Annotated in this window: 9 protein-coding genes, 1 tRNA gene and 1 pseudogene; 9 read left to right on the forward strand and 2 right to left on the reverse strand. The window is 54.8% G+C overall.

Annotated elements, in window-relative coordinates:
• Positions 1-265 precede the first annotated feature (265 nt).
• Complete coding sequence (locus tag RDM26_RS07600; protein ID WP_374041833.1) at positions 266-817, reverse strand: molybdenum cofactor biosynthesis protein B; 552 nt, start codon at positions 815-817, stop codon at positions 266-268.
• 195 nt (positions 818-1012) lie between these two features.
• Between RDM26_RS07600 and RDM26_RS07605 the strand changes: the two are divergent.
• The 9 genes and pseudogenes from RDM26_RS07605 to thiL all read left to right on the forward strand — a co-directional run bounded on the left by RDM26_RS07605 (position 1013) and on the right by thiL (position 13384).
• Positions 1013-2332: pseudogene (locus RDM26_RS07605) on the forward strand (nitrate/nitrite transporter).
• Positions 2333-2406: 74 nt separating this feature from the next.
• On the forward strand, positions 2407-6108 hold the full coding sequence (locus RDM26_RS07610) for a nitrate reductase subunit alpha (RefSeq protein ID WP_307738374.1): 3702 nt from the start codon (positions 2407-2409) through the stop codon (positions 6106-6108).
• A 41-nt stretch (positions 6109-6149) separates the two neighbouring features.
• Complete coding sequence (narH, locus tag RDM26_RS07615; RefSeq protein ID WP_307738375.1) at positions 6150-7643, forward strand: nitrate reductase subunit beta; 1494 nt, start codon at positions 6150-6152, stop codon at positions 7641-7643.
• On the forward strand, positions 7640-8365 hold the full coding sequence (gene narJ, locus RDM26_RS07620) for a nitrate reductase molybdenum cofactor assembly chaperone (RefSeq protein WP_307738376.1): 726 nt from the start codon (positions 7640-7642) through the stop codon (positions 8363-8365). Before narH ends, narJ begins: the two co-directional genes overlap by 4 nt.
• A 4-nt stretch (positions 8366-8369) precedes the next feature.
• Entirely contained in the window at positions 8370-9146 is a 777-nt protein-coding gene (gene narI, locus RDM26_RS07625; RefSeq protein ID WP_307738377.1) for a respiratory nitrate reductase subunit gamma, read from the forward strand.
• 214 nt (positions 9147-9360) lie between these two features.
• On the forward strand, positions 9361-9765 hold the full coding sequence (locus RDM26_RS07630; RefSeq protein WP_024059932.1) for a molybdopterin-binding protein: 405 nt from the start codon (positions 9361-9363) through the stop codon (positions 9763-9765).
• On the forward strand, positions 9762-10559 hold the full coding sequence (gene modA, locus RDM26_RS07635) for a molybdate ABC transporter substrate-binding protein (protein ID WP_307738378.1): 798 nt from the start codon (positions 9762-9764) through the stop codon (positions 10557-10559). Before RDM26_RS07630 ends, modA begins: the two co-directional genes overlap by 4 nt.
• Before the next feature lie 8 nt (positions 10560-10567).
• On the forward strand, positions 10568-12157 hold the full coding sequence (locus tag RDM26_RS07640; protein WP_307738379.1) for an ABC transporter permease: 1590 nt from the start codon (positions 10568-10570) through the stop codon (positions 12155-12157).
• Between the two features lie 96 nt (positions 12158-12253).
• Positions 12254-13384 (forward strand): thiamine-phosphate kinase, encoded by a 1131-nt coding sequence (gene thiL, locus RDM26_RS07645; protein WP_307738380.1) that lies wholly within the window; start codon positions 12254-12256, stop codon positions 13382-13384.
• A 29-nt stretch (positions 13385-13413) separates the two neighbouring features.
• Here thiL and RDM26_RS07650 read toward each other — a convergent pair.
• Positions 13414-13489: transfer RNA gene (locus tag RDM26_RS07650), tRNA-Phe, on the reverse strand.
• Positions 13490-13556: the final 67 nt, after the last annotated feature.

Here is a 13556-nt window from a genome sequence, read left to right on the forward strand (position 1 = left end):
AATTTGGAAAACGTAGCGGCTTTTTCCAAATTTTTATCCCCCCCGCCCTTGCTCGGAACAACCTCCCCCCCCGCCACTGCTCGTTATCCTTTGTCGTAGCCGCGACCTCTACGCGGGAGCACCAACTCCAGAATAGGAGCGGGCGAAACTTTTATCCGAGTCGGCTAGGCGGGCGCAAAACTCGAAAAATGCCCTGGTCTTTTTTCGAGTTTTTGGGCAGGAGGAAAAAGTTTTGCCCGCTCCGGAAGAAGCAGGTCTCCGGCTGTTAATCCAGGGGGAAGGCTTCGGGATCTAACTGCTCTAAAAGGTGAGGCAATAACGGGCCGAGGACGCTCAGGGTGTCGCGGACTCCTCCCCGGGAGCCGGGCGCATTGGCAACGATCGCACCCTTGGCGCCGCGAGCGGTAATTCCCACCACGCCGCGCGAAAGTGAAGCGAGCGGAGTGGCTTTTAAACCCTGCTGACAGATTTGCCAGGCAATCCCGTCCAAACGTGCCTCCAGCAAGGGGGCAGTTGCTTCCGGTGTCAGGTCGCGTTCGGTAATCCCCGTACCGCCGGTAGTGATTACTACTCGCGCGCCCTCGGCAATAGCCGCGCGAATTTCGTTTTGCACCGACTCGATTCCGTCGCTCACTACCCGCACTCGATCAACAATGATTCCGTACTTACCCAACAGCTCTTGCGCTAGCGGCCCCGACTTATCTGGACGTTCACCGTTTTTACAACGGTCTGAAACCGTTATTACCGCACCTGCGGCGTGACCACGTAATTTCTGTAGTTTTTTGTCTTTTAAATGCGCATGCGGGTCTACTGACAAGGCGAATCCCTCCTACTAATTACGCAAATGCAAGCTTGCGATTACCAGATTATTTTTCCACAAACCGGGTCACCATCATAGGAAACGATATCGTTGTAACCTGCACATACTATCGCGGGGCATCATAACACGGAAATTGTGGGAAGAATCTGAAAGGTTACAGAGATTACCCAGTATTAAAGGAAGTTTTTAGGTATGGAAGCTACGAAGAAGTCTAAATACGTACTAACCGACTGGGAACCGAACAATCCGGATAAATGGAACTCTGGTCTTGCCTGGCGCACCCTGGCGATTTCTACCTATTCCCTGATCTTGGCGTTCACTGTCTGGTTCCTGGTCTCCGCAATCGCCCCCAAACTTAACGAGATCGGATTCGACCTCACCAAGGCACAGCTTTATTGACTGACCTCGATGCCCGGTCTGTCCTGCGGGTTCTTACGTTTGATCTACACTTTCTTGCCACCGATCGTGGGTACCCGCAAACTGGTGGGCTGGTCTTCAATCCTTTATATGATTCCCATGTTGGGTTGGTTCTTCGCGGTACAAAACCCGAACACCCCTTACTGGTGGCTATTATCTTTAGCCTTCATGTGCGGCATCGGGGGCGGTTCCTTCTCCGGATATATGCCGTCCACCGGCTACTTCTTCCCCAAGCGACTTTCGGGGACTGCTTTGGGACTGCAAGCCGGGATCGGAAACCTCGGGATGTCAATCATTCAGCTGGTCGGCCCGATGTTAATGGGATTCTCGTTATTTGGCCTCACCTGGATGAGCCCCCAGCAGACCGCGGACGGGGCAAGTATTTGGGTGTCTAACGCCGCAATCTTCTTCGTGCCTTGGTGCATCGTCGCCGCTATCTTGTCGTTCACCCTGTTACGTGACGTGCCGATTAAAGCCAATATTCGCCAGCAGCTCGACATCTTCAGCAACGCCAACACTTGGTACATGACCGTGCTGTATGTGATGACCTTCGGACTATTTTCGGGGCTATCGGCAGTATTCGGCCTGCTCATTAACGATAACTACGGAGCCGAATCTCCCCTGAAACTGGCAGTCACCGGCGCCTCCTTCGCCTTCCTCGGGCCACTGATTGGTTCGGTAGTCCGCATGGCCTGGGGGCCTTTCTGCGACAAAATGGGCGGAGCGATCTGGACTTTCATTTCTGGGGTGGGAATGGCAATTACCCTGGCTATCGCCGGATTCTACCTAAGTAACCCCCGTGGCATGAGCGACTTTTACGGTTTCCTGATTGCCATGCTGGTGATGTTCTTCTTCGCCGGCCTGGGCAATGCCGGCACCTTCAAACAGATGCCGATGATTATGCCCGCTCGCCAAGCAGGCGGCGCAATCGGATTTACTGCCGCAGTAGCATCTTTCGGTCCCTTCGTAGTGTCGGTAGCCCTCACCATGATTTCCCCGGCGGTCTTCTTCTATGGCTGCACCGTCTTTTGCATTATCGGTTCCGCGCTTTGCTGGTGGCAGTACGCCCGCAAGAACGCACCCTTCCCCGGTTAACCAATTATTCCCGAGGGCGCAGCGTCGTCCTCGGGACCAAAACTTAGTAAGCACAAAACTCAAAGGAAAATAAAATGGCTGGTTCTTCGTTATTAAAACTAGGTGCGAAGCTTAGGCGCGGGCAGGTAAGCCAGGATGCTCGTCAAATGTTCCTGGTCGGAGGGCGCGAAGCGGATGCGTTCTATCGGCAACGTTTCAGCCATGACAAAGTGGTGCGTTCTACTCACGGGGTCAACTGCACCGGTTCTTGCTCCTGGCGAGTGTTCGTGAAAGACGGGTTAATCACCTGGGAGGCGCAAGCGGTCGACTATCCGTCTACCGGCCCAGATATGCCCGACTATGAGCCGCGCGGCTGTCCGCGCGGAGCCGCGTTCTCCTGGTACGAATACTCCCCCACTAGGATCCGGCACCCCTATGTACGCTCGGTGCTGCTAGATGCCTACCGCAAAGCAAAACAAACCCATCCTGATCCCGTAGATGCTTTCCGGGCAGTCGCCTCCGATCCGGTAGCCTCCGCCGCCTATAAATCGGCGCGCGGCAAGGGCGGAATGGTGCGTACCAGCTGGGAAGAAGCCCTAGAAATCGTGGCCGCCGCCAATGTGGCCACCATTAAAGATTACGGCCCAGATCGGATCGCCGGATTCTCGGTGCTCCCCGCCATGTCGATGGTGTCCTTCGGGGCAGGTGCCCGCTACCTACAATTAATCGGCGGGGTAAACCTGTCCTTCTACGACTGGTATGCGGATCTGCCCGTAGCCAGCCCCCAGGTGTTCGGAGATCAAACCGATGTTCCCGAGGCCGGAGACTGGTTTAACTCCTCTTACCTGCTGGTTTGGGGTTCAAACTTACCGCTCACTCGTACCCCGGACGCACACTTCATGACCGAGGCGCGTTACCACGGGCAAAAGATGGTGTCGATTAACCCCGACTATTCCGATAACACCAAGTTTGCGGACGAATGGCTGCGGGTTAATCCCGGTACCGATGGGGCGCTAGCTACGGCGATGGGACACGTGATTCTAAACGAGTTCCATGTGCGCAAACAGTCTCAGTATTTCTTGGACTATATGCGTAGCTATACTGACTCCCCCTTCCTAGTAAAGCTAGAAGAAACCCCCGAAGGGCTGGTGCCGGGCAAATTCTTAAGCGCCGCTGATGTGTCTAGCCTGCCGGCAGAAACTAAAGAAAAACCAAAACCGGAATTCCGTTTCCTGGTGATGGACGCCGACGGTAGCGTGAAGGATCCGGGCGGCACCTTGGCTGACCGTTTCACTCCGGAAGGTAAAGGTCATTGGAACCTAAAGATGGAGGGGGTAAACGCCCAGCTCAGCCTGTATCAAGAGGAAGGGGAAAGCGCTGAAATCACCCTACCTCGCTTTGACCTGGTGGCCGGGGAAAACAAAGGTAGCTCTGTGGGTGCCGGCACTATTAAACGGGGAGTGCCGATCCGCAAGGTTGACGGACACCTGGTCACCACCGTTTACGATATTTTGCTCGCTCAATACGGAGTCAAACGCACTGGGCTTCCGGGGGCTTGGGGCAAAGACTACCAGGATCCTGCTACCCCGGGCACTCCCGCTTGGGCGGAAGAAATCACTGGCGTACCAGCTAACGCCACCATCCGGATTGCTCGCGAGTTCGCGCAAAACGCCCTCGATTCTAAAGGACGCAGCCAGATTATTCTAGGCGCGGGCACTAACCACTATTTCCACTCTGACCAGATTTACCGCACTATCTTGGCACTGACTTCGATGTGCGGCACCCAAGGGGTTAACGGTGGCGGCTGGGCACACTATGTCGGCCAGGAAAAGGTGCGTCCGATTACCGGCTGGACCCAGTATTCATTTGCTCTGGACTGGCAGCGTCCGGCGCGGCAAATGATCTCCACCGGTTTCTGGTATTTAACCACCGACCAGTGGCGTTACGATTCCCTAACCACCGACCGTTTAACTTCTCCTGCGAGCGCGGCGAAGGTTCCCACGCAAAACATTGCGGATTCTTTACTAGAAGCTACTGAACGCGGCTGGATGCCCGCATACCCACAGTTCAACCGGTCTTCTTTGGAGCTGGGACGGCAAGCGCAAGAATCCGGGCAAAAACCTGCCGACTATGTAGCCGCACAATTAGCTGCCGGAAAGCTTGAGTTCGCGGCGAAAGACCCGGATAACCCGGTTAACTATCCGCGCGTCCTCTTTAACTGGCGCACCAACCTGTTAGGTTCCTCTGCCAAAGGTACCGAGTTCTTCTTACGCCATATGATCGGGGCCGATAACGATGTCCAGGCCGAGGAAGTACCCGAAGACCAGCGTCCTCGTAACGTGCGTTGGCGGGAGCAGGCCGCGAAAGGCAAGCTGGATTTGTTGGTGACTGCGGATTTCCGCAACACTTCTACCACTTTGCATTCTGACGTTTTGTTGCCAGCTGCCACCTGGTACGAGAAACATGACCTGTCCAGCACCGATATGCATCCCTATGTGCATACCTTCAACGCCGCGATCCTGCCGCCTTGGCAGGCGCGCACCGATTTCCAGTTGTTCCAAGATTTAGCGCAGTTGGTCTCCAAGATGGCAGGCAATCACCTGGGCACCCAACTAGATCTCCTGGCGGCTCCTTTGAACCACGACAGCCCGGATGAGCTGGCTAATCCCGCGGGAGTCGTGATTCCCCGGGAGGAATGCGGCTGGGTGCCGGGAGTCAATATGCCGAAGATTATCCCGATTGAGCGTGATTACACCAAGATCGGGGAGAAATTTAACTCCCTGGGACCGGTTATCGAGAAAATGGGGATGGGCACTAAGGGCGTGCCTTTCACCCCGGATAAAGAGCTGCGGGAAATGCGCGAACAGTTTGGAGAAATCGAGACTGCGATTGGCCCGCGTCCGCGCCTAGACACCGACCAGATTGCTGCTGAGTTCATTTTGAAGTTCTCGGGCACTACTAATGGACGCCTGGCTACTCAAGGCTTTGAGACTCTAACTGAAAAAGTGGGCGCCGCTGGAGATATGACCGAAATGTCGCGCGGACACGCTGATTACCAGATCACTTTGACCGATGTGCAACAGGCACCTAAAACAGTAGTCACTTCCCCCGAATGGTCAGGTAGTGAGCATGGAGGCCGGCGTTACACTGCATTTAGCCAAAACGTAGAGTACCTCAAGCCTTGGCACACTCTCACAGGCCGGATGCATTACTATCTGGATCACGATTGGATGTGTGCCTACGGGGAATCCCTACCCACCTATCGTCCTCCGCTAGATTTGCATCATCTCTTTGGGGAACCTGCGCCGGGCATGGTACGCGGGGATGGTACCCCCAGCGCCGAGGTCGCAGTTCGCTACCTCACTCCTCATAACAAGTGGGCGATCCACTCCCAGTATTTCGACAACCTCTATATGCTCACTCTGGGTCGCGGCGGCCAAACCGTGTGGATGTCCCCGCAGGATGCCGCCAAGATCGGGGTGCGCGATAACGAATGGATTGAAGCCCACAATCGTAACGGGGTAGTTAGCGCCCGCGCGATTGTGTCCCACCGGATCCCGGAGGGCACCGTGTTTATGCATCACGCGCAAGAACGGATTACCCACACTCCCCTTAACCAATCAACCGGTAAACGTGGCGGTACCCATAACTCTCTGACCCGTATCTTTATCAAACCAACTCACCTGTTGGGCGGCTATGGGCAGTTCTCGTACGCCTTTAACTACACCGGTCCTACCGGCAACCAGCGCGACGAAGTTACCTATATTCGCCGCCGCAGCCAGGAGGTGGAGTTCTAAATGTCAGTGGCAGTTTGCATTTTCTCTAAAGGAGACCAGTCATGAAAGTAATGAGCCAAGTGGTCATGGTTATGAACCTGGACAAGTGCATTGGTTGCCACACTTGCTCGGTGACCTGTAAGCAGGCCTTGACTAACCGTACCGGCACTGAATATATGTGGTTCAACAATGTGGAGACCCGTCCCGGGCTCGGCTATCCGCGCACCTGGGAGGATCAAGAAAAATGGAAGGGCGGTTGGTGGCGCACTGCCTCCGGCAAGTTAGTTCCGCGATCGGGGGGCAAACTAGCGCAGCTGGCTAAGATTTTTGCCAACCCGAATATGCCACAGATAGGCGACTATTACGAGCCCTGGACTTACGACTATGACAAGTTATTGTCCGCTCCGGCAGGTTCTAAAGCGCTACCGGTGGCGCAAGCACGCTCCCAGATGAGCGGCAAGCCCTTAAAGAACATCGAGTGGGGGCCGAACTGGGATGACAATTTGGCCGGCTCTACCGAGACCATGCAGGATGACCCCATCCTTAAAAAGATGAACCAGCAGGTAAAAACGGATATCGAAAATTCGTTTATGTTCTATCTGCCACGGATTTGTAACCATTGTTTGAACCCCACCTGCGTAGCCGCCTGCCCCTCGGGAGCGATGTATAAACGCAGCGAGGACGGGATTGTCCTGGTCGACCAGGATGCCTGTCGCGGCTGGCGGATGTGTGTTTCCGGCTGCCCCTATAAGAAGGTTTATTTCAACCATAAAAGCGGCAAAGCTGAAAAATGCACCCTCTGCTATCCCCGGATCGAGGCCGGTGACCCCACGGTTTGCTCCGAAACCTGCGTAGGCAGGCTCCGCTACTTGGGGGTAATCCTCTATGACGCGGATCGGGTCAGCCAGGCCGCGGCAGTCAAGGAGGAAACCGATCTCTACCAGGCACAGCGCGATGTCATGTTGGATCCGACAGATCCGGAAGTAATTGCGGCCGCGCGGCAAAGCGGGATTCCCGAGTCCTTCATCGATGCCGCACAAAAATCTCCGGTCTATAAGCTGATTGTGAAATACTCCTTGGCGCTGCCCCTGCACCCCGAGTTCCGCACTCTGCCGATGGTTTGGTACATTCCCCCGCTATCTCCGGTAGTAGAGGCGGTAACCGCTTCGGGAGCCGACGGGGAGAACCACCAGATCCTGCTGACCGCTCTCGCTACTATGCGTATCCCTCTGGAGTACCTAGCAGACCTATTTGCTGCCGGAGATCCGCGACCAGTGGAACTTTCCCTACGGCGCTTGGCAGCCATGCGATCCTATATGCGCGATATTAATCTGGGCGATCAGCCGAATCCGGATATCCCCGCAGCGGTAGGCATGAACGAAGATCAGATAAAAGCCATGTACCGCCTGCTCTCGATCGCTAAATATAAAGATCGCTACGTTATTCCTACCACTCATCCGGAGACCGCCCGCACCCCCAGCGAATATATTTGCCCAGTGGGTCAGGGCGCGTCCGCGGGTAAAGTCCCGGTTGAAATCGGGAGGGCACCGCGGTGAGCGCGAAAGTTTCTTTCATTCCTACCCGGCAGGAGGCGCCCCCGGTAAACGCGGTGGCACTTGCGCCGGAGCAACGCTCGGCTGCCCTTATGGCTTGCGCGCTACTCTTGGACTACCCCGGCGATAACCTAGAAGAAATCCTTTCCCAGGTAAAGGCAGAAGCTGACCTCTTACCCGCGGAGATCGGCAGAGAACTTGGAGAGTTTTGTTCCTGGGCACGCATGCGCGGGGTACGCGGGGTACAAGAGGACTACGTGGATACTTTTGACCGCAAACGTCGCTGTGCTCTGGAACTAACCTACTATGCCACCGGAGATACCCGGCAACGCGGGATCGCGCTGACAGTGTTCTCGGATTTATTTAACGCCGTAGGTTTTGAACCTCCTCACCGGGAATCTCTACCTGACTATCTGCCGCGAGTTTTAGAGTTAGCCGCCCGCTGCGAGGGTGAAGATTTGTCCTTGGTCTTAGGCGCAATCGCGGCTAGTCGCGAGGGAATCGAGGTACTGCACGCTGCGCTCTGCTCGTTGGATTCCCCCTGGCAGAAAGTGGTCGCCACCCTACGTATGGTCTTGGGGGAAACCGATAGTGAAACTACTGAACGCATGGAGCGCCTCATCCGTCAAGGTCCGCCTACCGAATTGGTGGGCTTGGATGACAGTAATAACTTGCCGTGGCCGCAGTTAGCCCCGGTTAAATCAGACACCGCGAGCGAAGGGTGAAGTAATGGACGTGTTATTTTGGGGAGTTTTTCCCTATATTTGCATTACGCTACTAGTTGTCGGCCTCATTTGGCGTTACCGCTCAGACCAGTATGGCTGGACTTCTGAGTCCTCGCAGCTGCGGGAAGCTAAAATTCTGCGACTGGCTTCTCCCCTATTCCATTTCGGAATCCTATTCGTGCTGTTGGGGCATTTTATGGGGCTATTTATCCCCGACTGGATGACCGAGTCAATGGGGGTCTCCCAGCATCAATACCACCTATTAGCCACCGTTGGGGGTACCGTTGCGGGGATTGCGGCGCTAGTGGGCTTTTGCGGTTTACTCTGGCGGCGCTTCGTTAACCATTCAGTACGCTTTGCTACTACCGGTCGCGACCTAGTTGCCTATGTGTTTTTGGCGATTCCTCTAACACTGGGGGCGATAGCCACTGCCGTCAACCAGCTCTTTGGGGCTGATGGCGGTTACAACTACCGCAAAACAATTTCGGTGTGGCTGCGATCCCTATTTATGCTGCAACCGCGAGTAGATTTAATGGTGAATGTGCCCCTCAGCTTCAAACTGCATATCATTGCCGGTTTGTTATTGCTAGCAGTGTGGCCCTTCACCCGCTTGGTGCACGTGCTTTCCGCTCCGGTGGGCTACGTTACTCGTCCGCCGATTGTTTATCGTTCCCGCCGTCCGGCTCCCGCGGCTAGCCCTGAACAGCCGGGTTGGACTCCGGTGCGGGCTACTGCTGCCGGTGGTGAGGACGCTGGCGGGGCGCCTGCACAGGGGGCTTAAATCAGATCACTTTCCCGAGGGTGCCGGTTCGCGTTTTAAGCAAACCGGCACCCGCGATAGGTTTTATCATTAGATATTTCTACGGACACCAGCCGGTTTTACTTCATTTTTAATACCTGCTCACAATTTTTTCTATCAGGAGTTTTATTTTAATTATCCCCGTATAACATTTATTTCTTTAGCATTTTTTCCGTTTCTGCGGTATGCTATTTTAATGCCAAATTATCGTATATCTACTATCGCAAATCTTTTGGGGGTCAGCGATGACACCATTCGTCGTTGGCTGGATGAAAATTTAATCAAAGCAGTTTCTGGACCTGGCCCTAAGCGGGTAGACGGCGCCTCAGTAGCTCGTTTCCTGCAGGAGCGGCCTGCCGGAACCCTGCTGGGGGACGATCCCAATGAATCAATTCGTAACCATTTTCAGGGGCTAGTGGTTGCCCTTAAAAAAGGCCAGGTGATGAGCCAGGTAGACCTGCAATGCGGACCCTACCGGGTAGTATCCCTGGTTTCTACTGAAGCGGTAGAAGAACTGAACCTAGAGATAGGTTCAGTAGCGACCGCCCAGGTAAAAGCCACCAATGTTTCCGTGCAACTTCCGGAAGGAGATAAACTGTGAAAAGGTTTCGTCTGGTTGCGTTAGCAGCCGGGCTCGCCCTCGCGCTGGGAGCTTGCTCGTCCTCCGGCGGCACTAAAGCCGAAGAAAGCAAAGCCCCAACAGGCAAAACCCAGTTAACGGTCTTCGCGGCGGCCTCCTTAAATAAAGCTTTCCCGGAAGTTGTAGAGAAAGTACTAAAGAAGTCAGATCCCAATATTGAAGTAAAGTTCTCCTTTGAAGGTTCATCTACCCTGGTAGATCAGCTAAAGAACGGTGCGGCGGCGGACGTGTTTGCTTCTGCGGATGAAAAGAACATGACCAAGGCTACCGCTGCGGAGCTAGTTAGCGAGGTTAAGCCTTTCGCCTCTAACACTTTGGCGCTAATCGTCCCTAAGGGGAACCCCGCCAAGATCTCCGGACTGGACGCCTCTTTGGACGGTAAGAAACTAGTCGTGTGCGCCGAGGGTGTCCCTTGCGGTAATGCCACTAAAGAGCTGCAGGAAAAGCTGGGGGTCACCCTGAAGCCGGCATCTGAGGAACAGAAAGTTACCGATGTGCGTGGCAAAGTGGAAGGCGGAGAGGCCGATGCGGGACTGGTTTACCGCACCGATGCCCTGGCTGCCGGTGACAAAGTGGAAATTATCAAGGTTGCAGGCATCGAGCAGGTAGTTAACGCCTACCCGATTTCTTTGGTGAAGGATTCTAAGAACCAGGAAGCCGCGAAGAAGTTTATCGAGGCGGTGCTATCTGAAGAGGGGCTAAAGATCCTCGAAAACTATGGTTTCTCCGCTCCGCTATCAAAAGATAAGAACTAAAGCTTCCCGTGCGTAAGTCTTTCGGTGTTAAGCAAGCGGCGGGATCCCCAGCGTGGCTGGCCGGTCCCGCCGTCTTAGCGTTACTTTTCCTGCTGATACCTTTCGGCGCCTTAATAATGCGAGTGCATTGGGGGCAAATCCCCCAACTCCTTGCCACTCCCGAAAGCCAAGACGCCCTGTGGTTGTCTTTAAAAACCTGTCTGATTTCTACTGCGCTTTGTATCGTTTTCGGGGTGCCCCTGGCGCTGTGGCTTTCGCAAGCGCGAAATAGCTTCTTTCCCCGCCTGGTACGCACCATCGTAACTCTCCCCATGGTATTACCACCGGTAGTCGCCGGTTTGGTACTGCTGATTACCTGGGGGCGCATGGGGATTTTAGGTTCAAAACTGGATCTATTAGGAATTCAGATCGGTTTCACCACCCTCGCGGTGGTTATCGCCCAAACTTTCGTGGCTATGCCCTTTTTGATTACTTCTCTCGAGGGGGCGCTGCGCACTCGTGGTTTCCAATACGAGGCTGCTGCTAGGGGACTAGGGGCTTCTCGCAGCCGTACCCTAGTGCAAGTAACTTTGCCTTTATCGGCACCGGCGATTGTTTCTGCAACGGCCTTAGCGTTTTCTCGTTGTCTAGGAGAATTCGGCGCGACGATCACATTTGCCGGTTCCCTGCAAGGTATTTCTCGCACCTTGCCTCTGGAAGTTTATTTACAGCGAGAAACTGACACTGACCTAGCGCTTTCTTTGTCTCTAGTGATTATTGCCCTGGCGATTGTGATGGTGGGCGGCACCCAAGTGCTTTCCGACTATTGGTATGCGCGCCTAATGGGACGGCATCAGCAAAGCGCAAACACCGGAACACTTGGTGCGATCAGTGGCTTGTCCAAAAAAAAGAAGCGAGACATACAAGCCGGACCTGGAGTACATCTAGATGCGAAAATCGCGGTGCGGCACCTGGACGTGAATTTAGATTTTGCTCCCGGTTCTGCCACTGCCTTGCTCGGCCCCAATGGCGCCGGAAAGTCTACGATTATTTCTCTACTAGCGGGCACCCTAGTACCTGATTCTGGCTCCCTTAAATGGAGCCGAAATCAGCCTCGGATTGCGCTTTTAGCCCAAGATCCCGCTCTATTTCCCCATATGTCCGTGCTGCGAAACGTGGTTTTTGGGCTGCGTTGCCTGGGCATTGAGACGGATCGTGCAGAAGAATTAGCCCGCGCTCAACTGGCGGCAGTAGGAATGCAAACTTTGGAGAAGCGGCGTCCCCACCAGCTTTCCGGGGGGCAAAAGCAGCGGGTAGCTATTGCTCGCGCGATGGCAATTGAACCCGATGTGGTGCTATTGGATGAACCGATGGCCTCCCTGGATGTGGAAGTAGCCGATCAGCTGCGATTATTGCTGCGTGAACGCATTGGGGGAGCTACCACTATCCAGGTCACCCACGACCTAACAGATGTGATTGCCCTCGATTGCCAGGTAGTAGTACTAAAGCATGGCCAGGTTACCCAGCGCGGTTACTGGCGGGATCTGTTTGAGGAAACGCAAGATCGCTTCTTGCAACAGCTCACCCGGAAAGCCCAGCTTGATAACGCCATCAAATAAGTCTGGACTTTCCCCTCCGCAAAGTTGCCGGTTAGGAAGGGGGGGTGATGGAAACCGGGTAGGGACTACCTTTGAGCAATAGGTAAGCTAGCAGCTATGAGCATTTCCGATCCTGCCAACTCTCCTCAGGGACAACCAGATTCCCTATTTACCAAGGATGCAGTCCCCACCCCGATTACTGCTGAAGATCGGTTAATCGCCGATTTTACTTCCAGTTTGCACTCGCACTCCCGCGTACTGGTGGGATCGGGAGATGATTGCGCGGTTTTGACTCACCCCGATTCCCGCTCCGTGATTTCCACCGATGTGTTGGTAGAAGGGGTACATTTTCGCCGCGACTGGATGAGCCTGGAACAAATCGGGCGGCGCGCTGCCGCGCAAAACGCCGCCGATATTGCAGCTATGGGGGCGAGTGCCCATAGCGCTGTCGCAGCGGTAACCATCCCCAAAAATATGGGTAAAACCGAAATTGACGCTCTCGCTTCCGGATTGGCTACCGGCTTAGAAAGCTACGGGTATGCCCTGGTAGGCGGCGATCTATCTTCCGGGCCGTGCCTACAGGTAGCAGTTACGGTTATTGGGGATTTAGAGGGGCGCCCTCCCCTATTACGTTGCAACGCACAATCCGGTGACCTGATTTATTTCGCGGGTAATCTGGGGGATTCTGCTGCCGGTTTAGCGCTATTAGAACGCTTCCACGGTCCCCAGGAGACGATAGATGACCCTACTCTACCCACGGAGCTGCGCGACCTCGCCATGGAGGCATTATCCCGCTACCAGGTACCGCAGGTACCTGCCGATCTCGCGCCGAAGTTAGCTAAGGCGGGAGCGCACGCCCTGATGGATGTGTCTGATGGGCTTAGCCGCGATGGTGCTAAAATCGCGGCCGCTTCGGAGGTGGTGCTGAATTTGTCCCGATCCCACTTAGCAAAATATGCCGAACGTCTAGCGGGCTTAGCAGATTTCTTGGGAGCCAATAGTTGGGATTGGGTTCTAGGAGGCGGCGAAGATCATGGCCTACTGTGCTGCGCTCCCGCTGGGTTCTCGGTACCCGGTTTTACTGCTATCGGTGAGGCACTACCGGCGAACGCCACCGAAAATTATGCGGCCAACAGAACCGGAGGTAGGGACAGTACTGACCGGGACTTGGCGGACTCGCTTAACCCCTACCTGTTGGTTGATGACAGTCCTTACGATCAGCAGGGTTGGGATCACTTTTCTGACTAAAAGCTGCAGCACGTGAAAATAACCGAAAATGGTGGCTCCGACCGGCATCGATCCGGTGACCTTTCGATTTTCAGTCGAACGCTCTCCCAACTGAGCTACAGAGCCTGGGGTCCTAATAAGACCTGCGACCCAGACGGGACTTGACCCCGCGCCCTCCGCCGTGACAGGGCGG

Origin of the sequence: uncultured Varibaculum sp., assembly GCF_902489465.1 — a bacterium.
In the GTDB taxonomy this organism is placed as follows: domain Bacteria; phylum Actinomycetota; class Actinomycetes; order Actinomycetales; family Actinomycetaceae; genus Varibaculum.